This is a genomic window from Actinophytocola sp., from assembly GCF_045807065.1.
In the GTDB taxonomy this organism is placed as follows: Bacteria; Actinomycetota; Actinomycetes; order Mycobacteriales; family Pseudonocardiaceae; genus Actinophytocola.
Map to the genome: position 1 here is coordinate 23,722 of NZ_JBJMIE010000819.1, position 19,866 is coordinate 43,587.

The following is a 19,866-nucleotide window of genomic DNA, read 5'->3' on the forward strand; positions in this document are numbered from 1 at the left end:
TCGTGATTGTGGCGATGGCTCGGTACTATATGCGGCCGGCCTGCGGGCACTTGGGTTGCCCGAAAATGAGTGACATAATTCTGTGTGGCAACCCCGGACAGTGAACCCGTCGCGGCCTCTATGTGGCTCCCCAAAGCAGAGTGTTGACTTGCGACGCTATGCTGCTCTGAATCGTGGAAGTCACGTGCGAGTAGCGCTTGGCAATCTTCGAGTTGGACCAGCCCATGATGTCCATGACGGCTGGCAGTGGCACGCCGAGCAGCAAGAGAACGGTCGCTGCCGTGTGCCGAGCATCATGGAGGCGCGCGTCTCTGACGTCGGCTTCCGCCAGTAGTGCCTTCCACTCATTGTGGTCGGATCGAGGGTCGATCGGCTTCCCGTTGGGCTGGGTGAACATGAAGTCGCTCTCGTACCACAGGTCGCCCGCGAGTTCCCGCTCCTCGGCTTGCTTGGCCTCGTGCTCCGTGAGCAGGTCGAACAGCTGATTGGGCAGCCGAATACCGCGGCGACCAGCTCGCGACTTCACGTCGACGTCGACAACACCACCGATCCGCTGTGGGCAGTACATGGCGTGCTTCGTGCAGCCCGCTGGGCATAGTGGCGGGCACTTCTTGTGCGTTCTGCACGGTTGGCGGCACGGCTTGACCTTGTGATGGCCAGCCGCGCACGCCACGGGGTCTGCGCACCCATGCCGGTAGGTCTGCCGCTGCCGCTGCTTGCGGACACGCAGTACCTTCGTCTTCTTGTTCAACCATCCCCAGCGGAAACCGATCGTCTCGCCCTTGCGGGTGCCGATGGCCAGCGCCAGGACGAAGCGCACACCATTCCGCCCCTTCAGAGCTGCGGCGAGCAGGGCCTTGATCTCCTCGATCTCGAACGGTTCCACTTCCTCCTCGTCGACCCTAGGAGCCTTCACGATCTCGAACGGGTTCTCGGTGATGACCTTGCGCTTTTTGGCCTCCCGGAACGCGGCCCGGACCGTGATGTGCACGTGGTGCACCGTGTACTGGCTGTAACCCTTAGCGGTGAGGTCCGCGTACACCTTCTCGAACCGCTCGGGCTCGTGCTGGATCTTGTCCATCTTGTGAGCGCCGATTCGAGGGATGAGGTGCTTGATGATGTCGGTCCGGTAGCCCTCCTCCGTCTTGTATCGGATGTTGGGTGCTGCGATGTTGTCGAGCCAGTGGGTGAGCCAGTCAGCTACCGTCTGCGACTTGCTGCCCGGAGCGCGCACTATGCCCTCTTCGCGTTCGCGCTCCAGCTGCTTCACGGCCTCGACAACGGCGTCGTACGCTCCGTCGCCCTTCCGCATGACGTGGCGGCGGTCCGGCTCCCCGTTGTCCTTCAGGCCCATGGTCACGCGGCCGTGCCAGTAGCCGTCCTTGCCGAGGTAGATGCTCGAACGGCCCTTCGGAGCCCTGGTTCCCTTCTTCCGTGGCATGTCAGCGCTCCTCGTCGTCGCTGGTGTTCTGCCACGCCGCTGCCAGCCGAGCGGCGTAGGTGTCAACAGCCGACAACGGGACCCGCCGGAGCCTGCCGATCTGGACCGAGCGCAACTGGCCGTTTCTGACCAGGCCCCATGCCGTAGTTCGTCCCACACGGAGTCGATCGGCGGCCTCCTCCACGGTCAGCAGCACCCGGTCCGGTGAAGAGGCCGGCCGAGGCGCAGGGACAGTGGCAGGCGGGATCGTCGTAAGCAACTGCACGACTTGGGCGAGCAGCGCGGCTACATCGGCACTGGCGGTGGTCACGCGGCACCTCCGGAGATCCTTCGCAGTGGGGTGGTCGTCCCTGCCGTCCCAGGCGTCCCCTTGCTGGTGGGGCTGGGACGGGCCGGCTCGGGGGGACGGGTTGTTCCGTCCCGCGACGATTCCTCGGGTGGGTGGGGACGGCTGGTTCCGTCCCAGACGGTGAAGGCGTCCCGCGCTGACCTGGGCGGGGACGTGTGGGACGGCTGGGACGTCTCCTCCCCTGCATGGCGCGAGGCGGTGAGGTCGGGGCAGTAGCGCATCCAGGCGTCCTCGAAGTGGGCGCGTTGGTAGCCCTTGGCCTGGGTGCCGTCCGGGAACCGGATGTTGGCTGAGCGGATGTCGTACTCGCGCAGCAGGGCGCCGAGCTTGGCCGCGGTGAGGCCGTTGACGCCGTAGGTGAGCCACGGGGCTTCGGGGTCGCGCTTGAGGCGGGTGAGCAGTTCGCTGGTGGACAGTGCGGTGTCGTGGTCGAACGCGGCGTGGCAGTCGATCAGTAGCCGGATGCGGGTGGACTGCTCGCCGTTCTCGTCGGCGTCCGCGGTGAGGGCGAGCACGGCCGCTCGGGCGCGGTCGGGCCAGTGCTGGCCGGCGTGGTCGGCGACGATCACGAGTGGTTCCCAGGTGTCGGCGGCGCGGTCCTCGACGGGCATGGCGGGTTCCGCCGCTTCCAGTGCGGCGAGGTCGGCGCGCAGCCAGGCGGTGAGTTGGTAGGCGATTGCCCGCAGTGCCGGTCGGTCGCGACGGTGGCGGAAGGGAGCGACGGTCTCGCCGGCTGCGCGGCGGCGCATGCGGACGATCACGGCGCGGTCCTCGATGGTGTCGGGCATCGCGCCGATCCCGGCGAGTGCGGCCATGGCGAACGTGGGGATGGACTCAACGCGGTTGCTGGCGGCGTCGTACCGCTTGGCCGGTCGGTTGCGCTGGTGTCCGGCGTTGAGCAGGCCGCGGAGGTCCTCGTTGCCGTCGGCCTTCGGACCGAAGATCGTGTCGGCCTCGTCGACGAGCATGGTCGGCGGATCTTCGGTGATCGATCGGTACACTGCGGCTGAGCTGCTGTTGACCGTGATGAACGGGTTGTGACAGGTCGCCTCGATCACGTCGAGCAGCCGCGACTTCCCGCAACGCTTCTCCGGTGCCCGGATCACCAGCCGCGGTGCGTGCGCCCATGCCGGCTGTGCGTGGGTCGCGGCGATCCACAGCACCACGGCGTCGGCGGCCTCGTCCGACGGCAGGCACACGTAGCGGGTGAGCGCGGTGCGGGTGACGTCGAGCAGTTCGGCGCCGGTCAGGTACTCGTCGCGCGTGTCGTGAATGGTCATGCTGCCCCCTGTTCGTTGAACGTTGCTGTGGTCGGTTGCGCCCAGGAGGCGCGTGCGCGTGCACGCAGCTGCTCCGGTGTCGGCTGGTGCCATCCGCAGTCGCCGCATGCGGTTGCTCCAAGGCGGAGCGGTCGGCGGCACTGTCCACACGGGAAGGTGCTGCGCCGCCGGACGAGTTCGGCGTGGGACGGTCCGATGCCGTACCCGAGGTCATGCCAGCCGGCGGCTATGTCCGCGTGCAGCTCGACGATCGAGCGTCGCCAGGCCGTGGCGCGGTCGTCCAGTTCGGCGCGCAGGCGCTCGGCGACCGCGGCCGGGGTCCGTTCCACCAGCTGCGCGAGCGCCGGACGGAGCGCCGCCGTCAGCTTCCGTGCGTCCGTGTCGGCCAGCGCGGACCACGTCGGCGAACCGAGGGCTGGCACCACGCTGACGGACTCCACTCGCGCGAGCACCCGCGCGGTCCACGCCCGTACCTCGTCCACGTCTGGGGTGTGCTCGGCGAGCCAGCGTCGAACGGCCGCCATGTCTGTGGGATGGGGTAGCTGTGGGAGAGACATCGTGAACCTCGTCTGTCACGTTCAGTGACGGTCAATGGGCGTGCTGGGGCGTGACGAGCGCCAAGGGCAGTGCTCGCTGGTTGTCTTGAGGCTGGTTAGCGCGAGGGTTAGCGGCGGCGCGCGGAGTTAGATTTCTAACTGCGCGGATTGAGTGGGCGATGTGGCCGCTGAGCTGCGCGGAGTTAGGGAGTTAGCGGGTAGGCTCACTGGCCTGGCGGGGTCGGATCGGCCTGTTTAACGGTGGGGCCGATGGTCTCGCCGAGCTAACTCACTCGCGTGCCGTCACGTCTGCTCGTCGTCGGCGTCAGCCGTTGCTCGACGAGCCACAACTTCACGCACGGTGATCGGATCGACGGGGTAGCGGTTCCTAGTAGCGGGGACCTTGACGCCGTACTCGTTGAGTGCGGCGACGAGCTTCGGGACGGTCAGCTCCTTGTACGGCCGCCAGGTCGGGGCAAGCGTGCGCAACGCGCCGATCACCTCGCCGGCCGGGACGGGGGCGGTGTCGAGCACCTTGTCGAGATCGTCGAGCAGGTCTCGGGTGGCTTCGAGCTGCGGCAGCGGCCGGTCCCCTGCGACGACGGTTCCGCGCGCCAGCTGGGCCATGGCGCGGTCGATGATGTCCGCTGCGGCGTCCCACCCGGCATCGTCGTTGACCTCGATGAAGAAGGTCCGGACGATCTCGAACAGTTCATCCGACACGCCGGTCACCACCATCGTTCCCCGGTCCACATTGAACCGCAGCTCGGTCGCCCGGATGCCTGCGGCGAACGATCCGTCGCCCAGGAATCCGTCGTTGCTGCGCCACGTCTTGACCGCGAAGCACCCATTGATGCCGACGTTCTCGACCAGTTGGGACGGGATCGCGTCGGTCCGCGAGGACTGCGTGTCGTAACCGGTGATGACGCCGGTCTTCCGACCGCGCTTCACCACTCGAATGGCCAGCTCAGCGGCCTCCTCACCGCAGTCCTTGTCGCCGAACAGCTCGTGACACTCGGAGAACATCGCCACAATCGGCCGCAGGTCCGCGTGCTGCTCGGCGAGCGGTCGAGTGAGCTTCTTCGCTCCGAGTTCGGCGAGCCGGTTCTCGCGACGTTCCACCTCGGCGAACAGCTCCCGCAGATGCTCGGTGGCGATTGCTGCGTGCTCCGGCGTGGCGCCCTTGTGATAGTGGGACAGCCGCTTCGCGTAGGCGTCGAAGTCGCCGTTACCAGCGAAAACGTGCACTCGCAGCTCGCAAAGCGGGTCCAGCGCTGCGCCGGCCATGACCACCCGAGCGGCGTTGGACTTGCCCTGGCCGGGTTGGCCGCCGAACACGAAGTTGCCGCCGAACAGGACGAACTTCACTACGTCGCCGCGCTGGGTGATGCCGACTGGCACGCCGGCGAACACGTCGCCGACACCGGTGTGCATCAGCGGGTACTCGGGCGTCGGCTTGTCCATCACCCCCGCGTCAGCCACGTACAAGTTCACGTAGCCAGGCTTGCCGCCCTTCTCCTTGCCGTAGTCGCTGGGCCACACCTCCACCGCGTTGCGGTGCAGGTTCGTCGCCAGCACGTCGCCCTTGTCGGCGACCATGTCCGGCGTCACGCCGAGCGGCAGGTCGAAGATCGCTCGGTAGCCCTTGAACGCGCCCTGACCCTCCCGGGTCGGGGTGAGGTCGAACCTCGGCAGCCACCCACCCTTGAACGCCCTGGTCATCGCCGGGATGTTCAGGTGCTGCAAGGCTTGGACGATCGCGTCCGCGGTGACCAGGACCCCGCCCTTGGCCTCGTCCTGGTCGATCGAGCGCAGCCAGCCCAGCGCGGCCATATCGGAACGCCGGCCCAGGTGCCACAGATACAGAAGCCCGATCCACGGCCCGACCAGCACCAACGGCCCCCACACCACTGCGACCAGCCACACGGCCCACTCGATCACGGACAGAACGCCCTCGATCGGCGCGAGTACTTGCGCGAAGTCCTCGGCCGCGAGCGCGAGGATCACTCCAAGGACGAGCAGGAAGAACACGAACCCGACGACACTCGCGGCGAGGGCCTTGAGCAGTTGCCACGGCGCCGTGATCCAGTCCATCACCCGGTCGTGACGGCGCTGCTTGGCCTGCTCAGCTCGCTGCTCCCACTCGCCGAGCGCCTCGTAGTCGCCAGCCATCTCCGAGCGGCGCATCATCCGCTCGTACCGCGAGTTGGTCTTGGCCTCCCACACCCGGCGCAGCAGCACCCCGGCACCCGCCGGGACGTAGAGTACGTTCCGCAGCACGGCCTTCGCGGTGGTCTTCGTCCGGTCGTGCGTCGCCGCACGGCGCGACCAGTTGACCACGGTCACCAGGTCCTGCCTGTAGCCGCGGTACCGCTCGATCGCCTTCGCCTTCTGGCTGGTCAACCGCGCGTACTCCTCGTCACTGACCAGCTCGCCCTCGAGCACCTCGTCCGTACGGTCGGCACGGCACGCGGGCAGGTAGTGCACGTTCGATCCGGTGCCGGGTTGGATCGATCGATTCGCCTTGTCGGTCGTCATCGTCTACACCTCCTTCTCGTCGGACTGGTAGTCGTCACGGAGCTGGCGGGCACGGGCTGGCGAGCACCGCAGAGCACGGCGGATCGACTCCGCTGACCTCGGATCGATGGACCCGGGATTGGCGTCGATTCGTGCCCGCAACTCCGCTCGCAGCTCGTCGATCGATCGGGCCTTTCGCGTACCGCTCGATTTCCGCTGCTCGTCCACCCGATCGACCGGCGGTAGCGCGTCCCGATCGAGGGTGGCGACCCCTCCGTCTCCGGCCGCCACACCACGATCACCGGACTCCTGATCGGGGTCGGCGACTAGGTCGGCCAGCTCCCGATCGAGGGCGTCCCACGCCGAGCCGAGTACAGGTGCGACAGGCAGCCCGGACACCACCTGTGGGGTCAGCCGGCCGCGACGTGGCCATCGGGTGCCCAGGCGGTACCGGCCAGGAGCGAACACGAGCCGAGCGGTGCCGTCGGTGTCGATCTCGGCGACTGCGGCCTGTACCGCTGCTCGGCGCGCTGCTGCGATCTTGCGTGCCTCTCGACGCGCTACCCGTGTGGCGTCCCGGTCCGCACGACTCCGCCGAGGCGCGGCGGTCACCAGCTGGTGTGCCACGACTCCGGCCACGCTGGCCACGGCCATGACCACGCCCGCTTCCACGCCGCGTGTCAGACCGTGCATAGCGTTGAGGACCGCGGCGACCGTGGCGAACGACCAGACGCCGAGTTGCAGCGCCCACACAGGACGGTCCGGGTGCCGCCGATGCGTGTACTGCACGGCCACCGCGAACGCCCACATACCCAGCTCGGTGATGACCGGCAAGGCATAACCGGCAGCCGTGCCATATACGTCATGCCCAAACGTGGCCATCGCTGGAACCGCCATCAAAGCGGACACCACAGCCAGTGGATAGATCAGCAGGTCGACGGTACGCGTGGCCAGCCAGTCCCGAGCCGCGAGCAGCAGGCGCACCCGACGCTGTCGCGCGGCGTCCTTGCGTGCGACGCGAGCCGCATTGCGCTCCCGCACGGCCTCATGCCGCAGCTGCGCCTGCTGCGCGTTGGCGGCCAGGACAGCTTGGGTTCGGGTGCGTTCTCGGATGGCCGCGATCTCCGCAGCGGTGACCGCGTTCGCGCGTGCCTGCTCTGCCTCGGCTGTCCTGTCGCGACGACGCTCCTCACGCCAGCTCATCGCGCATCACTCCGGCCAACCGCCGGATATGGCTTGTCCTCTTCCGGCTTGCTGGCGTCCAGCGCGCGCGTAGTGCGGCTCGCCCTGATCGCTCGCTGCCGTCGCCCCAACCGCACTTCGTGAACCGCCCAGATCACTGCCACCACAGCGGACACCGCGGCTGCCCACGGCGTCACGGTCAGCGCGACAAGGCCGGGCAGCATCACGCCGGCCACCTCGCCGATGTGCCAGCCGATCCACGACACCAGGCTGTCCGTGCGGGGCAGCGCATTTGACCTACGCAGGTTCTTGCTCATGGCGCTCCCTCCCAGACAGACCGCGTCATCCCGCTGGCGCTGATGGCCTTCGACGCAGACATCAGGCAGCGCCTCGTTCCGTGCCGTCCGCCGTGCCGCGTGCTCCGTCCAGCTCGGTGAGCAGCTCCAGGACGGCGTCGTTCGCCGCGTCCAACTCGCCCCGCAGTCGTTCGTTGTCCTCCAGGCAGCGGGCGAGTGCGTCCACCACGTACCGGAGTTCGGCGTTCGCGATGTCCAGCTCGAACGCGTCCTCCGACTCTCCAGCGCCGGTACTTGCCATCACGTTCTCTCCAGTTCCTTCGAGGGCGTCGACCGCCTCGGACTCGATGGCCGCGTGCTCCTCGGCCGCGACGGCAGCGATGTCCTCGTCGAGCAGCGGTCGCAGGGCCTGAACGACCCGTCGGTTGGTGATGCGTGGGGAACTCATCGGTCTCCTCCGCGTGAATCTGGACTAGGCCAGAAGGCAATATTGGGACAGTAAGTGGGCCAGATGAGATGTGTCAAGTTCTGGCCTAGGACAGCTAGACTTCGATGCGCCGAAAGGGGACTAATGCCTTCTCGCGAGGAGATCGCGGCGCAGCTGCGGGAACGGATCGTGTCCGGTGAGTACGAGGTGGGCGCGAAGATGCCGAGTAGTCGCGAGATCGTCGCCGACCTCGGCGGCTCGCGCATGACCGCCTCGGCGGCCCTTCACCTGCTCGCCGAGGAGGGCCTTGTGACGATCAAGGACAAGAGCGGCGCGGTCGTCCGGGCGAGCAAGTCGAGCGACAAGGCGCCGGACGCCCAGCTGGCCGATGCGCGGCGGGAGCTGCTCGCGATCAGGGACGACGTGGCGGACGTGCGGAAGCGGCTGGACGACGTGACGCAGCGAGTCACGGAAGCGCTGACCAAGCTGGGTCCGTGACACGCTGGCTGCGTCACCCGAGTTGCTGCACGAAACTCCACAACCCGTCGAGCACATCGCCTACGAGCCCAGCCACCTTCCTGGCGATCACCGCGGCTTCGGCTGGATGCTTGACCACGATCACGAGTAGCGCGATGACGACCGCGAAGCAGATGATCTTGCGTAGTGGTCCGCCGCCGGTCGGAACCGGTATCTGTGTGCTGGCCCTCTTCGCCATGGCTTCCTCCCCGGTAACCGGTGGTCGCTGTGTGTGCCATGGCTCTATGGAAGCGCCATTTGACTTGCGCAAACAGGCACATAAGGGGGCGCACTCGAACAGTGGGGACACACACCCGGCCCTGCGTTCTCCGCCTACGAGGACTTCGCGAGACACTGGAGCGGGCAGCAGAGACACGAAGGGACTGCGGCGATTGAGCAGCGGGACATCTCTGACCGAGGCAACGGCGCGTCGCGTCCTGGCGGAGGTGTGCGGTCGTGTCGACCTCGACCCGTCTGACGCGGAGTTGGTCCGGCTCGGCTCGAACGCCGTCTTCCGACTCACCGAACCGGTGATCGTCCGGATAGCCGGGGACGGGGCCACCGTCCAGGACGTCCGCCGGCAGGTGCTCGTCGCTCGATGGCTTGAGGAGGTCGGCTATCCCGCGACGCGCGCCCTCGACGTCGAGCAGCCCGTCGAGGTTGACGGGTACGTGGCCACGCTCCTGGTGTCCGTCTCAGATCGGGACGAGTACGCGCCCATCCGAGAGGTCGCGGACCTGGTCCGGCGGCTGCACGAACTCGATCCCCCCTCGGGCTTCACCCTGCCGACAATGCGTCCGTTTGACGGACTCGACGGCCGACTGGTCGGCATGAACGAGGCCGATGAGGCATTCGTCGCGGACCGGCTGCGTGAGCTGCACCGGCAGTACGAGGAGTTGACGTTCGCGCTGCCACCAGGGGTGATCCACGGTGACGCGAACGTCGGCAACGTCATCATGAGCCGCGACGGGAATCCGGTCCTGATCGATCTCGACGGCTTCAGTGTCGGTCCGCGGGAGTGGGATCTCGTCCAGACGGCGCTGTTCTACGAGCGGTTCGGCTGGCACACGGAAGACGAGTACCGGACCTTTGTGGACGTTTACGGGTTCGACATCATGGAGTGGTCGGGCTACCAGGTCCTCGCCGACTATCGCGAGATCTCGATGACACTCTGGCTGGCAGGCAAGGCCAAGAACGACGAAGCGTCGGCAGCCGAAGTCCGCAAGCGCGTCGAGGCCATCAGGACCGGCGGGAGCCGCCGGGACTGGGCGCCGTTCTAGCGTCGTTCGGCGTCCACAGGCGACGCTCGGCCGCCTGCTCGACGAACTCCTTGGCGGCCGGACTGTTGCCGACCTTGGCGAGACGAGCGCGGAACTCGTCGACATACGCGCCGCATCGCGCGGACTTGAGCTGCTCGCCGATTGCCAGTGCTTGAAGCGCCACCTCGCACGCCTGCTCGACCTCGCCCTGGTACAGGTAGGCGTCGGCGAGGACCATCGTCACGAAGAAGTCACTGCGGACGTAGCCGCTGGACGTCGGCCCGAGCGACATCGTGGCGTAGGTGCTGGCGTCCGCCGGGCGGCCGAGGTCGCGGTTGCAGTGGCCGAGTTCGGCGGCCAGCTCGGCGTCGTTGAAGTACCCGAACCAGTCTGCCGGGTCGCTGTCGGTGTTGCGCCGTTCGAACTCCCGCACAGCCGTGGCCATCGCCTCGTCGCAGCCGGCCGCATCGCCGAGCCGGGCCAGCGCGCGTGCTTCCATCGCGGCGAAGTGCGCCGTGGCGCTCGCCGAACCAGCTGTGGCGGTGCCCATGCGTGCGGCACGTGCCAGGTTGGCCGCTTCCCGATATCGGCCAAGAAACGTCGCCTGGTGGCTCATCGCGTCCAGGACGCTGGCGCCGAGCAGCCGGTCCTCGGCCGACTCGGCGAGCCGCAGAGCCTGGATGAAGTAGCGCTGGGCCAGCCCGTGCAGGCCGGCGTCGTAGGACATCCACGCGCCGAGCAGGGTCGCTTGTGCTGCGGCTTTGAACAGCTCGCGCCCGACCTCGGCGTCATACCTTCCGCGCAGCAATGCGGCGAGGTCGGTACGTAGGAACTCGATCAGCGCTCGGCGCGCGTGCCCACCGCCGTGCTGACCGTCGAGGTGGTCGAACATGTCCACCGTGCTGCGGATACCCGCGATGTCGGCAGGGCCGACCCGCCGGCCGCCCGCGCCGCTGGCCGCATCGTGGCGCGCGGCCACGAGCCAGGACAGCGACGCGTCGTTCCACGCACCGACGTCGGGCGGCGCGGTGAGCAACGCGGAGGAGCCGGCGATGTCGGCCCGCCACAGGTCAGTAACCAGGGCGATCCCGTCGGTCGCCTTGTCCGGGTAGACCAGGCCCAGGTCAGGGGCTACGTCCTTACCCTCGCCCAGGCCCACCTCGTTAGGCCGGACCGGTCGGCCGAGCCGCTCGCCGAGCGCAAGCGTGATCGCTCGCCGCATCTTCTCCTCGCGAGGGACCATCCCGTTCAGCCAGCGGCGGACGTACGTGTGCGTCAGCTCGCGGCCGGCGTGACGCCCAACCGCCCGTGCGAACACCTTCAGCCCGACCGTGCCGTCCTCACGCAAGAAGCCCGCTTCGAGCATCAGCGCTTCGAGCTGCGGATTCCCCGACATGAGCTGCTAGCCCTGGCTGGCACGAGGACGTTCGGAGAGCTGGCGCTTGAGGTCCTCGACGTCCCATCGGGCGTGGCCGCCGGCGGTGATGAGAGCCGGAGTCACCAGCCCTTCTGACCACCAACGCGCAAGCGTGGCGCGGCCTACCCCGATCTCGCGGGCAGCCTCGCCAGTCGGCACGTACTTGGGCGGCACGAGTGAGACGTAACCACACATTCAGCTGTGTTTGTGCAGGTGAGAGACGTTTCATAGCGAACGAGACGTAAGAGTCAGTTGTAGTTATTTAAGACGTTTGCGTGTTACCGTGGGCGTCCCGCCCGGTTTGCAGGAGGTGTCGAGATGGGGGCCAAACGTCGCCGAACCGGACTGGTGGCGACCCGCAAGGCGGCCGGATACACCCAGGAAGGTCTGGCCGAAGCCCTGTTCGTCGACCGATGCACCGTGAACCGGTGGGAGTCGGGCCACCATGCCCCGGTGCCGTACCTGTGGCCCAAGCTCGCCAAGCTGCTTGGTGTCACCCGTGAGCAGCTTGCAGAGTTGCTCGCGGATAACGAGCACGCATCCGCGTTGTCGGACACGGTCCCGACGGCGAACCAGGCGGTAGCGTTGGAGGACATGAAGCGCCGGACGCTGATGAAGTGGGGTGTTGCTGCGACAGCAGCGGCCAGCCTGACCAGCGGTGCAGGCACCACAGTCGGACTGGCGGACGTGCAGCGGTTACAACGTGCTGCCGCGCGCCTGCACGGCCTGGACCAGCGACACGGTGGAGACGCACTGTGGCAGGCCGCGCTCGTGCAGGCTTACGACGGCACGCATCTCCTCGATCACGGCAGCTATACCGAGACCGTGGGACAGCTCCTGCTGACCGCGACCGGCCAGCTCTACATCTGCGCCGGTTGGCTGGCGTTGGACGCTGGCCAACACCAGGTTGCCCGTGATTCCTTCGGCGAAGCGCTGAGCATGAGCCGCCAGGCCAACGACCCGAAGATCGAGACCCGTGCTCTCGCCAACCTGGCCTACCAGAGCACCCTGCTCGGCAAGCCGCGGGAAGCGCAGCGCTACGCCTACGGCGCGGAGCTGGCCGCCACTGGCAAAGGCGCACCGAAGTGGCTCGCCGCCATACCGCAGTTGCGGCTGGCGGTCAGCAGCTCCCGGACCGGCAACGCCCGCGACGCTGACCGGGCCGTGGGCCAGGCCCGCCGCGTGCTCGACCGTGACAGCGACACGGCAGGTGAGGAGTGGGCGGCCTTCCTCAGCTCATCGGAGCTCGACGGCATCGAGGCCACGTGCGCGATCGAGCTGGGCCGCCCCACACAGGCCGAACGGCTGCTGGAACAGACCATAGCCAGCTACGAGCAGCAGTTCGCGCGGAACCTGGCGGGCTGGCGGGTCCGCCTGGCCCGCGCTCGCCTGGACAAGGGTGCCGTTGATGGCGCCGCCGAAGCCGCCCATGGTGTGCTCGACGACCTGAGCGGCGAGGTCGCCAGCTGGCGCGTCGGTGCGGAGCTGGACGTCGTTGCCGCCCGGCTGACCGCTGCCCCGGAGGTACCCGAGGTAGCCGACTTCCTGGATCGCTACCGGACCGTGGTCCACGCGTGAATGACGACTTGGCTGTCGCTCGCCACGACGGCGAGGGGCTCCGGGCGCAGCAGGACGACATCCTCGCCGTGTACCGAGAAGCGTATGCCGAGCGCCTCGACGACCCGTTCTTCTACCCGGAGCGCTTCTGGGAGCGGATCGAGCGGGGGAGCTACCGGGAGGGCTTCCGGCTGGTGACTGGACGCGTGCAGAGTGAACTGGTCGGGTTCACGCTGGGTTCGGTGCTGCCCGCGGACACCGCCTGGTGGCGTGGCTTCAAGGGCACTCCCGACCTCGACCTGGTGCGCGAGACCGGCAGCCGGACCTTCGGCATCAACGAGCTACAGGTACGGCCGGCCTGGCGGCGACGCGGCTACGCCAAGGCCATGAGCGAAGCACTGCTGGCGGATCTGCCCGTGAAGCGGGTGACGCTGCTCGTGCGAGCCGAGAACATCCCTGCCTACACCGCGTATCTGTCGTGGGGCTTCCAGGTCGTCGGCCAGATGCAGCCCTTCGACGACTCTCCCCTGTACGAGGCGATGGTGAAAGAGCTGTAGCGCCCAACGGCTATGCGACTGAGCGGCGCAGTCCCGCCGATTGACCAGGTCAGGCCCTGGCTCTGGCAACTACATCGATGCTGATGGAGAACGGCGGCGTGCGCGGCCTGGCGTTCCACCAGCAACGGTTGGCTCCGCTCATGCGGGCCGTCCCTCCAGGCACCGGTTCTGGTCGTCGGCTTCCATAGCTGGACCGAGGCGGTCGGCCAGGCCAAGTAGCCACGTTCGGGTGGTCTCGGCGTCCATAGCGAGGTTGCGGAGGTAGGCGACATGGCTCCGGTAGCCGCCGACCGTGTCTGGGTGTTCGAGGTAGGCGGATGTGTTGAGGTGTTCGAGGTAGACGAGCGGCGGGTGCTTGGCGAAGGTCATGAGGGTGAACGAGCCACTGCGGCGAGGTGCGGCTGTCTCGGGGATGACGCGGATGGTGATATCAGGGCGCACCGTGAGTCGGAGTAGGTGATGGAGCTGGTCGGACATCGTCTCGCGCGGGATGCCACCGTGGGTGAGGGCGCGTGCGTCGATGAAACTGACCAAGTTGAGTGATGCGTCGAGCAGCTGTTGCTGCGCCTCGTAGCGATCGGCTACGAACTCGTCGTGACCCTCGGGCGTGTGGTTGGCCACGAATAGCCGCAGGTAGCCGAGGGTCTGCAGCGGCGGATACACCATATCGCCGCTGTAGGTGGTGATCTGAGTTGCGGCGAGTTCGATGCGGCGCAGAACGCTTGATTGGCCGTGAGGGCGGGTGCCGTGTTCCTGCCACCAGTTGGTCCGACCGAGGCCTCTGGCGAACTCGACCAGCTCGTCACGATCCCGGCCCACGACGCCGAGAACGGCGAGAATCGCGATGACGTCGTCTGGGTGAGCGCGACGGGCACCGGTCACGATCCGGCTGACCTTCGAGTTACTCCAGCCCAGCGCCTCTGCGAGCGCCATGGCAGTCCACCCCCTCCGCCGCAACGCATCAGTGATGGCGAGGCCGATAGCAAGGGTGCGCGCGGTGGGGCCGCAGTCCATCATCGCTGGGTGTCCTACTCCGAGTTGGTGGCTTCGGTGTCGTCCGGAACGAACATGGCGAGGTAGTCAGCCAGTTCCCGGACGGTGTAGCCGGCGAAGATCGCGAGTTCCCGCGCCGCCGCCGGGGCGAGTTCGGCGATGCCGTCGGGTGTTTCGTTGAGCTTGTTACGTGCCCACTGAGCCATAGGCCGGAACTTGTCACTGCTGTCCCTGAGCATGACCCGGAGGTCGATCCTCAGGTTCTGGTTCTCCAGGTGAATGCGTGCTCGCTGGAGCGCGTGCGCCACCACGGTGTCCGCGGCTACACCGAGGGCGTTGCACAACTCGATCAACCGCAGCACCGTGAGGTGCCGGGTGCCATGCTCGTACGACAGGAGTGTCCGATCACCGATACCGGACGGCAACATGCCCACCAACTGCGCACGCGACCAGCCGCGCGCCTCCCGCGTCCGACGGAGCTCCTCACCCAGCGCGCGGGAGATAGCTCGCTCGGTCAGGTCGACTCTGGCGCCGCCCGTGGCTGTCCCGGAGGCGAGGTCGACCGGCGCGTTCACGATTCACGCCTGTTCAGGCATCCGGACGACACGTCGGATCTAGAGATCTCGGCGGCCGCGGCACGTGCTCGTCGCCGTTCACGGACCGAGTCGAGCGTCAGCCAAGCGGCCGCCCAGATGAAGAAGCCCTGGTAGGGAATCGTCACCAGCAGGAAGAACACGACCTTGCTCACAAAGTCACCGCTGGTGGTCACGCTCGCGGCGGCTCGCCCGAGCACGAAGACCATCCGCGGCCGATGCGAGAAGGTCCGCCAACGATCGCTCGTCCGCCGGCGAAACGTCGGCGACGTCCCTGTTCACCAACCCCGTGGACCGCAGAATGTACCTCGCGACCAGCGTGTTCAAGGTGGCCAGCTCAGCTATGAGCATGCTGTCCTGGTGAGCCGACTCGTCCGGGGGCGGTAGCTGGGTCCGGCCGTTGGGCCTGGCAGTTGCCCTGTGGGAGATGACAGTGGGCGTCGTCGTCCAGTTGGTATCGCGCATTCGCTTCGCCTCACATCGCTGTTGCCGGAGCTGGCTGCGCGCAGCACCGACCGTGGCTGACTTTGATCTCTGGTCAGCCAAACTCGTGAGGCAGGATCTGCCCACTGCGGAAACGTGCGGATTCAGCACGGCGGATGTAGCACTCTGTCCCGTGACCTGGGAAGATGCGGGACTCGTCTGTTACGGGTAGTGCGTCAACTCGGCGCGGGCGATGCAGGCGCAGCACGTGCTAGTCACGGTTGTCTGGCCTGCAGGCGCAACGTGCGACTGAGCGGTCTGGAGCCTTGCTGCGAGGTTTGCGTAGTGGGGCCGTCATCGCGTGGATCAGATTGGCGCGCGAACTAGAGCGGCGCGGGTCATGCCTGTGAGGTCTCAGATGCGCCAGGGTTGACTCCAGCCACATCTTGTGGATCAATCGTCAAGCGGCAGGGCAGGATCCGAGAGGTCGTGAATAACCTGGAGTATCAAGGAGATTGTGAAGCTACTTATGATGGCTCTGTCGAAGCGATACTGAGGCTCCCGTTTACACTTCCCTTCATGGGTGAATCGCTAGGGCAAGGGTTCCGGACCTCCATAAACGGCCTTGATGTAGAGTTAGTTCTTCCCGAAATTGTCGAAGTATCGAGCAGTGAGTACGCCGAACATTTTCTTGTCGCACCCAAAGTTCACGCAGCACTTTCGCAAGTCGACTGGGACGAAAATCTCGAAACCGATCGAGTGTGGGGAACTCCTCACTACTACTGGGGTCAAAATGACACGCAGCTGATCATAAGCGGTTATGTTCATTGCATACTTCTTCGGATATCTATGCCGTCAGATACTGCCGCGCGTCACGATCAATCTGCGCAGGAGATCCATAAGCATATTGTCGAAGGCATCGATCCTTGGCTCCGTCGCGTGCGTAGCTGGACGGAGTCGGTGCTGGCACTCTATCTATCTGAGACTGGCGTTAATCGATGGTTCGGAAATGGGTTACATATCTAGTCGTTCGATGGCACAAGCGGGCGCAAGCTCATGAGCGGCGCGAATTTGCCGAAAAATTTCCAGATTGAAAGTATACCGAAAATCGATGCTGATACGTGGAGAAAGATACTCAATAGATCGGCCGGCGGTGACACTCCACCAATGGAGCATCTATTGCTCTGTGATTCGCGCCGTAGTCTTATCTTGGGCGAATATCGGCGGGCTGTGTTGGACGCAGGCACTGCGGCAGAGCTTAGCCTGACAAGACTGCTCGATAGCGAACTGGAGGCGACCACAGAACCTATTCGAAAGATGATTCGTAAGTCGGTCTGTCAGCTTGGGCCGCTTGTCGAAACGCTGAGAGGGCTCGGCATGTCCTTGCCGGACAACATTCAGGTCGAATTAATCCGCCCGCGGAATCTGGCCAGCCATGCAGGTATTTCCCCAACCGACCATGAGGCAAGTAAGGCGGTAGCGATGGCTAGTGTCCTCGTCGATATTCCACTCCCACACGACAAACTGCTAGATTAGCTCGTTCCTTTAGGGCGGGCCTCTGGCGTGTCACCAATACTTGCCTGTGCGCCCTCAGGCGTCGTTGTGTTAGAAGTTCGTCACCGCTCATGGTTCTTCGATTCTGCCGGTGTGAACTTGAAAAAGGATTGCGTAGTCCCAATGTCGCGAGCTCAGTGAAGCCGCCGGGATCCCCCCGCGCGGTCCGTCGATCGTGACCTGCCCTAGATTTCTCGGCAGAGTGTGTCCAGAGTCTGGTTCCCAGGCAGAGAGCGCGTTGTCCTTGTCACACGACTGAGTCACCGTTCCTATGGGTAACGTCCTCGTCGAAGCAACGCTCTGGCACTCCTCAGCGATGGTCGTAGTATGCAGATCAAGGATGCTTACGAAGGTGAATGGTGGTTGCCGTGTGATGAGGCCCGCAAGGTTGGAGGGAGGCTTGAACTTGGCGACAAGTTCGAACTCCGCCTGTTCGGCTCACTTGAGGAGCAAGACCCTCCTCCGCTGGTGCCTACGGTGGACCCCACCCTCATCCTGGGGCGCAGCCTCGGTAACGCAGTGACTCTGCTCAGCAGCAGCTTCGGCCCTTCGAACATGTCCTTGTTCGACGGCAGTTCAATCACCAGTCTGCATGTTTCGGTAGCCCTGGTCGGACAATATTGGCTCGAAGTGCCCGACGAAGCTGTATTCGATAAAGTCGACGCCGAACTCACCAATCTAGTCCCATGGGCCGACCAGCGGGCGATTAGCAGGGAGTGGAACGATGATGGAACCAGTATCTTAACTAACACGTGGTTGCCTGACTCGCAAGCTTCAATACCTGGCGCACTGCTGAAATTGGGCCATGGATTTGACGAGAAGACAGGTTCATACTCGATGTCATGGGCACAGTCGGCCGGACTGGTGATTGATTTATCGTCACCTGTCGATATCGGAGATGTCGACTATAAGTTCGTGCGGCCCTTCCGTCATCTTCTGAGCCTGGCTACCGGAGTGGACTCCGCCGCCGGACGGTTTCGTGTGGGGAATAAGGCATACGTCGAGGATCCACGCAACGTTTGGTTAGATGCTCACGTCTATGGACGCAGCAAGGCATACTTGAATGCTGAACAGGAACGTGCTGAGCGGATGCTCTTCACGCTGGCAGATGTCGACTTTGCCGAATTCGTGCCGCGGTGGTACCAGCTCGTCGATAAGCTTGGCATTACGTGCGACCTCTTGTTCTCGGCCAATTCTTCTCATGTTCCATTCGCAAGCAATAAGCTGTTCAACCTCGCCTCCGCCGTGGATGGAGTACATCAACGTCTCTATCCGAGTGCGGATAAGAAGACAAGGGAGCACCGCGTTCGGGTAAGTGAGGTCGTCGATGCCGCACCTAAGCAGCATCAGAAATGGCTGCAGAATGCGCTGCTATTTTCTCACAGGACAGATTTTGAGCAACGCCTACATGCGCTCATTGATCACGCCGGCCTTGCCCTCCATCCGTTCCTTGGTGACCGCGACAAGTGGGTCACACTGGTGAAAAAGTTGCGTAATCAGTTTGCGCACGCACCGCGAAGTCGTCATCCCCTCGAGAGTGACGTTCGAAAACTCAGCCGTTTGAGCGCCACGATAGACGTACTTCTTCGCATTGTTCTCCTGCGGGAGATGGGCTTCTCGAATGACCAGTGCGCAGAAATGACTGATCGAGCCCCACGGTGGCGCTACCTGAAGAACGTCCTGCCAACCGAATTGCCAGACATCTTCTGAATATTCGCGGTGCTCACCAATGGGCACAGCCCTGGGTCAAGTATGATCCGGATCGGGCGTGGCCGGTATGCGTCGGAGAGACATCGCACCGCAACGACGAGTCAAATATGTGGAACTACACGACGGACTTATCTTCCTGTTCATTCTTACCGATTGAGCTAGAGTGGATACGTACGGCCGAGTGATCTCCAAGAATAACGCTATTAGCATCTTTGATATGGATTTTTCTATCTGTGTGTCGCTCGTTCGCGATCAGATTTGTAAGAAGCCGAGTAACCGGAACGATATGTGGCACAAGTAGAGCCAGTAGGATTAGAGTGGCACCGCTGGCCGCTAGGTCGCCAAGATCGACGATGAGGTTACGCAGGACTGGTGGGATCAGCAGTAATGTCAAAACGATGACAAGGAAGGGTTGTAGGTGCTCCTTGTCTTCACGTACTCGGGACAAGTCACGCTTCTGAAATAATACGTCACCATGTTCATTGAACGCATGTGGAGACCAATCCGCCGGCACATTCCCGTCGAGGACGAATTGGAACGTAACCTGCATCGTAGATTCAAGGTGAGCAATCGTGTATATGCGCTCGCTTGATTCCTCCCGTGCGTCCTCAAGTTCTGCAACTCCCAGTTCGCGTTCGGGCTTTGGGTCGAAGAAGTTCTCCAGGATCTTCACCTCCTTCGGGAATGTGAATCGGACGCGCTCTTCCTTCACCACTCTATTCCCTGTGTTCGAGATGCGGCACTTCATCACCGCGAGGCGACTTACTTGGTGCTCGTTGTACAGAACACGTACCTTCGCAAAAATATCCTGACGAACTGATACTAGACTGTTGCTGATCTCCGCCTCCCATGACAGTTCAGTTTTGGGTTCACGGCGCGCCTTGATCCAGTCTAAAATCACCGCGAATGCGAAGCCAAAGCCAGCGCTGATGAGCGCTAGTATCACCTTGGTGAGAATGCTGTCGCTCATTACTCATCCAATCAGACTAATCCTGCGTCTCGCTCAATGGGGTCAAGGTGCTGTCGGATCACAACGTAGCGGGCCCAAAGAAGTCCGTCGACCCTTGCAGCGACGTCGGCCTGTGTGATCGTCGTGGTGTGGGGCAGTGGCGAGCCAAAGTTGAGCTGGGGCGGCACATGAACATCCATGATGACAACGTGCTGAGAATCCTAGGACCAGGAGCGCGCGCGGCGGTCGGGGAACCTCCCGCGCTGCTCGCTTGTCATTGACCACGGCTCTCAACGCCTCGATCTACGTG

22 protein-coding genes are annotated in these 19,866 nt (G+C 64.6%); 7 read left to right on the forward strand and 15 right to left on the reverse strand.

Annotated features, from left to right (window positions below):
* Positions 1-118: 118 nt before the first annotated feature.
* The 8 genes from ACJ73U_RS47360 to ACJ73U_RS47395 all read right to left on the reverse strand — a co-directional run bounded on the left by ACJ73U_RS47360 (position 119) and on the right by ACJ73U_RS47395 (position 8,049).
* Positions 119-1,441 (reverse strand): tyrosine-type recombinase/integrase, encoded by a 1,323-nt coding sequence (locus ACJ73U_RS47360; RefSeq protein ID WP_407784379.1) that lies wholly within the window; start codon positions 1,439-1,441, stop codon positions 119-121.
* 1 nt (position 1,442) lies between these two features.
* Complete coding sequence (locus tag ACJ73U_RS47365) at positions 1,443-1,751, reverse strand: helix-turn-helix domain-containing protein (RefSeq protein WP_407784380.1); 309 nt, start codon at positions 1,749-1,751, stop codon at positions 1,443-1,445.
* Positions 1,748-3,070, reverse strand: a complete 1,323-nt coding sequence (locus tag ACJ73U_RS47370) for a DUF3631 domain-containing protein (RefSeq protein WP_407784381.1) — start codon at positions 3,068-3,070, stop codon at positions 1,748-1,750. Before ACJ73U_RS47370 ends, ACJ73U_RS47365 begins: the two co-directional genes overlap by 4 nt.
* A complete protein-coding gene (locus tag ACJ73U_RS47375; protein WP_407784382.1) occupies positions 3,067-3,594 on the reverse strand; it encodes a hypothetical protein in 528 nt (175 codons plus the stop codon). Before ACJ73U_RS47375 ends, ACJ73U_RS47370 begins: the two co-directional genes overlap by 4 nt.
* A gap of 315 nt (positions 3,595-3,909) precedes the next feature.
* Positions 3,910-6,144 carry a cell division protein FtsK gene (locus tag ACJ73U_RS47380; protein ID WP_407784383.1) on the reverse strand — a complete coding sequence of 745 codons (2,235 nt, stop codon included), beginning with the start codon at positions 6,142-6,144 and terminating at the stop codon, positions 3,910-3,912.
* Between the two features lie 3 nt (positions 6,145-6,147).
* Entirely contained in the window at positions 6,148-7,326 is a 1,179-nt protein-coding gene (locus ACJ73U_RS47385; RefSeq protein ID WP_407784384.1) for a hypothetical protein, read from the reverse strand.
* Entirely contained in the window at positions 7,323-7,622 is a 300-nt protein-coding gene (locus ACJ73U_RS47390; RefSeq protein ID WP_407784385.1) for a hypothetical protein, read from the reverse strand. Before ACJ73U_RS47390 ends, ACJ73U_RS47385 begins: the two co-directional genes overlap by 4 nt.
* A gap of 61 nt (positions 7,623-7,683) precedes the next feature.
* The gene (locus ACJ73U_RS47395) at positions 7,684-8,049 is read right to left on the reverse strand and encodes a hypothetical protein (protein ID WP_407784386.1); all 366 of its coding nucleotides are present in this window, start codon (positions 8,047-8,049) and stop codon (positions 7,684-7,686) included.
* A gap of 123 nt (positions 8,050-8,172) precedes the next feature.
* Here ACJ73U_RS47395 and ACJ73U_RS47400 point away from each other — a divergent pair, with 123 nt between their 5' ends.
* Complete coding sequence (locus ACJ73U_RS47400; RefSeq protein WP_407784387.1) at positions 8,173-8,526, forward strand: winged helix-turn-helix domain-containing protein; 354 nt, start codon at positions 8,173-8,175, stop codon at positions 8,524-8,526.
* Between the two features lie 13 nt (positions 8,527-8,539).
* Here the strand turns inward: ACJ73U_RS47400 and ACJ73U_RS47405 are convergent, their stop codons facing one another.
* Complete coding sequence (locus tag ACJ73U_RS47405; RefSeq protein WP_407784388.1) at positions 8,540-8,743, reverse strand: hypothetical protein; 204 nt, start codon at positions 8,741-8,743, stop codon at positions 8,540-8,542.
* Between the two features lie 247 nt (positions 8,744-8,990).
* Here ACJ73U_RS47405 and ACJ73U_RS47410 point away from each other — a divergent pair, with 247 nt between their 5' ends.
* Positions 8,991-9,824, forward strand: coding sequence for a phosphotransferase family protein (locus tag ACJ73U_RS47410; RefSeq protein ID WP_407784389.1), 834 nt, complete (start codon positions 8,991-8,993; stop codon positions 9,822-9,824).
* On the opposite strand, the gene ACJ73U_RS47415 is transcribed toward ACJ73U_RS47410, so the two are convergent.
* Positions 9,784-11,199, reverse strand: a complete 1,416-nt coding sequence (locus tag ACJ73U_RS47415; RefSeq protein WP_407784390.1) for an XRE family transcriptional regulator — start codon at positions 11,197-11,199, stop codon at positions 9,784-9,786. The genes ACJ73U_RS47410 and ACJ73U_RS47415 overlap by 41 nt on opposite strands.
* A gap of 6 nt (positions 11,200-11,205) precedes the next feature.
* Positions 11,206-11,415, reverse strand: a complete 210-nt coding sequence (locus ACJ73U_RS47420) for a MerR family transcriptional regulator (RefSeq protein WP_407784391.1) — start codon at positions 11,413-11,415, stop codon at positions 11,206-11,208.
* Positions 11,416-11,538: 123 nt separating this feature from the next.
* On the opposite strand from ACJ73U_RS47420, the gene ACJ73U_RS47425 reads away from it, so the two are divergent.
* Positions 11,539-12,798 (forward strand): helix-turn-helix transcriptional regulator, encoded by a 1,260-nt coding sequence (locus tag ACJ73U_RS47425; RefSeq protein ID WP_407784392.1) that lies wholly within the window; start codon positions 11,539-11,541, stop codon positions 12,796-12,798.
* Positions 12,795-13,334, forward strand: coding sequence for a GNAT family N-acetyltransferase (locus tag ACJ73U_RS47430; RefSeq protein ID WP_407784393.1), 540 nt, complete (start codon positions 12,795-12,797; stop codon positions 13,332-13,334). Before ACJ73U_RS47425 ends, ACJ73U_RS47430 begins: the two co-directional genes overlap by 4 nt.
* A gap of 138 nt (positions 13,335-13,472) precedes the next feature.
* Here the strand turns inward: ACJ73U_RS47430 and ACJ73U_RS47435 are convergent, their stop codons facing one another.
* Genes ACJ73U_RS47435 through ACJ73U_RS47445 form a run of 3 tightly spaced genes read right to left on the reverse strand, consistent with a single transcriptional unit; the run spans position 13,473 to position 15,129 of the window.
* Positions 13,473-14,351 carry a helix-turn-helix domain-containing protein gene (locus ACJ73U_RS47435; RefSeq protein ID WP_407784394.1) on the reverse strand — a complete coding sequence of 293 codons (879 nt, stop codon included), beginning with the start codon at positions 14,349-14,351 and terminating at the stop codon, positions 13,473-13,475.
* A gap of 11 nt (positions 14,352-14,362) precedes the next feature.
* Complete coding sequence (locus ACJ73U_RS47440; RefSeq protein ID WP_407784395.1) at positions 14,363-14,902, reverse strand: helix-turn-helix domain-containing protein; 540 nt, start codon at positions 14,900-14,902, stop codon at positions 14,363-14,365.
* On the reverse strand, positions 14,899-15,129 hold the full coding sequence (locus tag ACJ73U_RS47445) for a hypothetical protein (RefSeq protein WP_407784396.1): 231 nt from the start codon (positions 15,127-15,129) through the stop codon (positions 14,899-14,901). The genes ACJ73U_RS47440 and ACJ73U_RS47445 overlap by 4 nt, the downstream gene beginning before the upstream one ends.
* A gap of 793 nt (positions 15,130-15,922) precedes the next feature.
* Between ACJ73U_RS47445 and ACJ73U_RS47450 the strand changes: the two genes are divergently transcribed.
* The 3 genes from ACJ73U_RS47450 (at position 15,923) to ACJ73U_RS47460 (ending at position 18,607) form a co-directional block, all read left to right on the forward strand.
* Positions 15,923-16,369, forward strand: coding sequence for a hypothetical protein (locus ACJ73U_RS47450; RefSeq protein WP_407784397.1), 447 nt, complete (start codon positions 15,923-15,925; stop codon positions 16,367-16,369).
* A 30-nt stretch (positions 16,370-16,399) separates the two neighbouring features.
* On the forward strand, positions 16,400-16,879 hold the full coding sequence (locus ACJ73U_RS47455) for a hypothetical protein (RefSeq protein WP_407784398.1): 480 nt from the start codon (positions 16,400-16,402) through the stop codon (positions 16,877-16,879).
* A 345-nt stretch (positions 16,880-17,224) separates the two neighbouring features.
* Positions 17,225-18,607, forward strand: coding sequence for a HEPN domain-containing protein (locus ACJ73U_RS47460; RefSeq protein ID WP_407784399.1), 1,383 nt, complete (start codon positions 17,225-17,227; stop codon positions 18,605-18,607).
* A 115-nt stretch (positions 18,608-18,722) separates the two neighbouring features.
* Here the strand turns inward: ACJ73U_RS47460 and ACJ73U_RS47465 are convergent, their stop codons facing one another.
* The gene (locus ACJ73U_RS47465) at positions 18,723-19,577 is read right to left on the reverse strand and encodes a hypothetical protein (RefSeq protein WP_407784400.1); all 855 of its coding nucleotides are present in this window, start codon (positions 19,575-19,577) and stop codon (positions 18,723-18,725) included.
* Positions 19,578-19,866: the final 289 nt, after the last annotated feature.

What these genes read in the sequence shown, in the direction of transcription:
- ACJ73U_RS47360 (WP_407784379.1), bottom strand. Translation starts at nt 1,441, where the DNA reads ATGCCACGGAAGAAGGGAACCAGGGCTCCGAAGGGCCGTTCGAGCATC.
- ACJ73U_RS47370 (WP_407784381.1), bottom strand. Translation starts at nt 3,070, where the DNA reads ATGACCATTCACGACACGCGCGACGAGTACCTGACCGGCGCCGAACTG.
- ACJ73U_RS47375 (WP_407784382.1), bottom strand. Translation starts at nt 3,594, where the DNA reads ATGGCGGCCGTTCGACGCTGGCTCGCCGAGCACACCCCAGACGTGGAC.
- ACJ73U_RS47380 (WP_407784383.1), bottom strand. Translation starts at nt 6,144, where the DNA reads ATGACGACCGACAAGGCGAATCGATCGATCCAACCCGGCACCGGATCG.
- ACJ73U_RS47385 (WP_407784384.1), bottom strand. Translation starts at nt 7,326, where the DNA reads ATGAGCTGGCGTGAGGAGCGTCGTCGCGACAGGACAGCCGAGGCAGAG.
- ACJ73U_RS47390 (WP_407784385.1), bottom strand. Translation starts at nt 7,622, where the DNA reads ATGAGCAAGAACCTGCGTAGGTCAAATGCGCTGCCCCGCACGGACAGC.
- ACJ73U_RS47395 (WP_407784386.1), bottom strand. Translation starts at nt 8,049, where the DNA reads ATGAGTTCCCCACGCATCACCAACCGACGGGTCGTTCAGGCCCTGCGA.
- ACJ73U_RS47400 (WP_407784387.1), top strand. Translation starts at nt 8,173, where the DNA reads ATGCCTTCTCGCGAGGAGATCGCGGCGCAGCTGCGGGAACGGATCGTG.
- ACJ73U_RS47405 (WP_407784388.1), bottom strand. Translation starts at nt 8,743, where the DNA reads ATGGCGAAGAGGGCCAGCACACAGATACCGGTTCCGACCGGCGGCGGA.
- ACJ73U_RS47415 (WP_407784390.1), bottom strand. Translation starts at nt 11,199, where the DNA reads ATGTCGGGGAATCCGCAGCTCGAAGCGCTGATGCTCGAAGCGGGCTTC.
- ACJ73U_RS47420 (WP_407784391.1), bottom strand. Translation starts at nt 11,415, where the DNA reads ATGTGTGGTTACGTCTCACTCGTGCCGCCCAAGTACGTGCCGACTGGC.
- ACJ73U_RS47425 (WP_407784392.1), top strand. Translation starts at nt 11,539, where the DNA reads ATGGGGGCCAAACGTCGCCGAACCGGACTGGTGGCGACCCGCAAGGCG.
- ACJ73U_RS47435 (WP_407784394.1), bottom strand. Translation starts at nt 14,351, where the DNA reads ATGATGGACTGCGGCCCCACCGCGCGCACCCTTGCTATCGGCCTCGCC.
- ACJ73U_RS47445 (WP_407784396.1), bottom strand. Translation starts at nt 15,129, where the DNA reads ATGGTCTTCGTGCTCGGGCGAGCCGCCGCGAGCGTGACCACCAGCGGT.
- ACJ73U_RS47450 (WP_407784397.1), top strand. Translation starts at nt 15,923, where the DNA reads ATGGGTGAATCGCTAGGGCAAGGGTTCCGGACCTCCATAAACGGCCTT.
- ACJ73U_RS47455 (WP_407784398.1), top strand. Translation starts at nt 16,400, where the DNA reads ATGAGCGGCGCGAATTTGCCGAAAAATTTCCAGATTGAAAGTATACCG.
- ACJ73U_RS47460 (WP_407784399.1), top strand. Translation starts at nt 17,225, where the DNA reads ATGCAGATCAAGGATGCTTACGAAGGTGAATGGTGGTTGCCGTGTGAT.
- ACJ73U_RS47465 (WP_407784400.1), bottom strand. Translation starts at nt 19,577, where the DNA reads ATGAGCGACAGCATTCTCACCAAGGTGATACTAGCGCTCATCAGCGCT.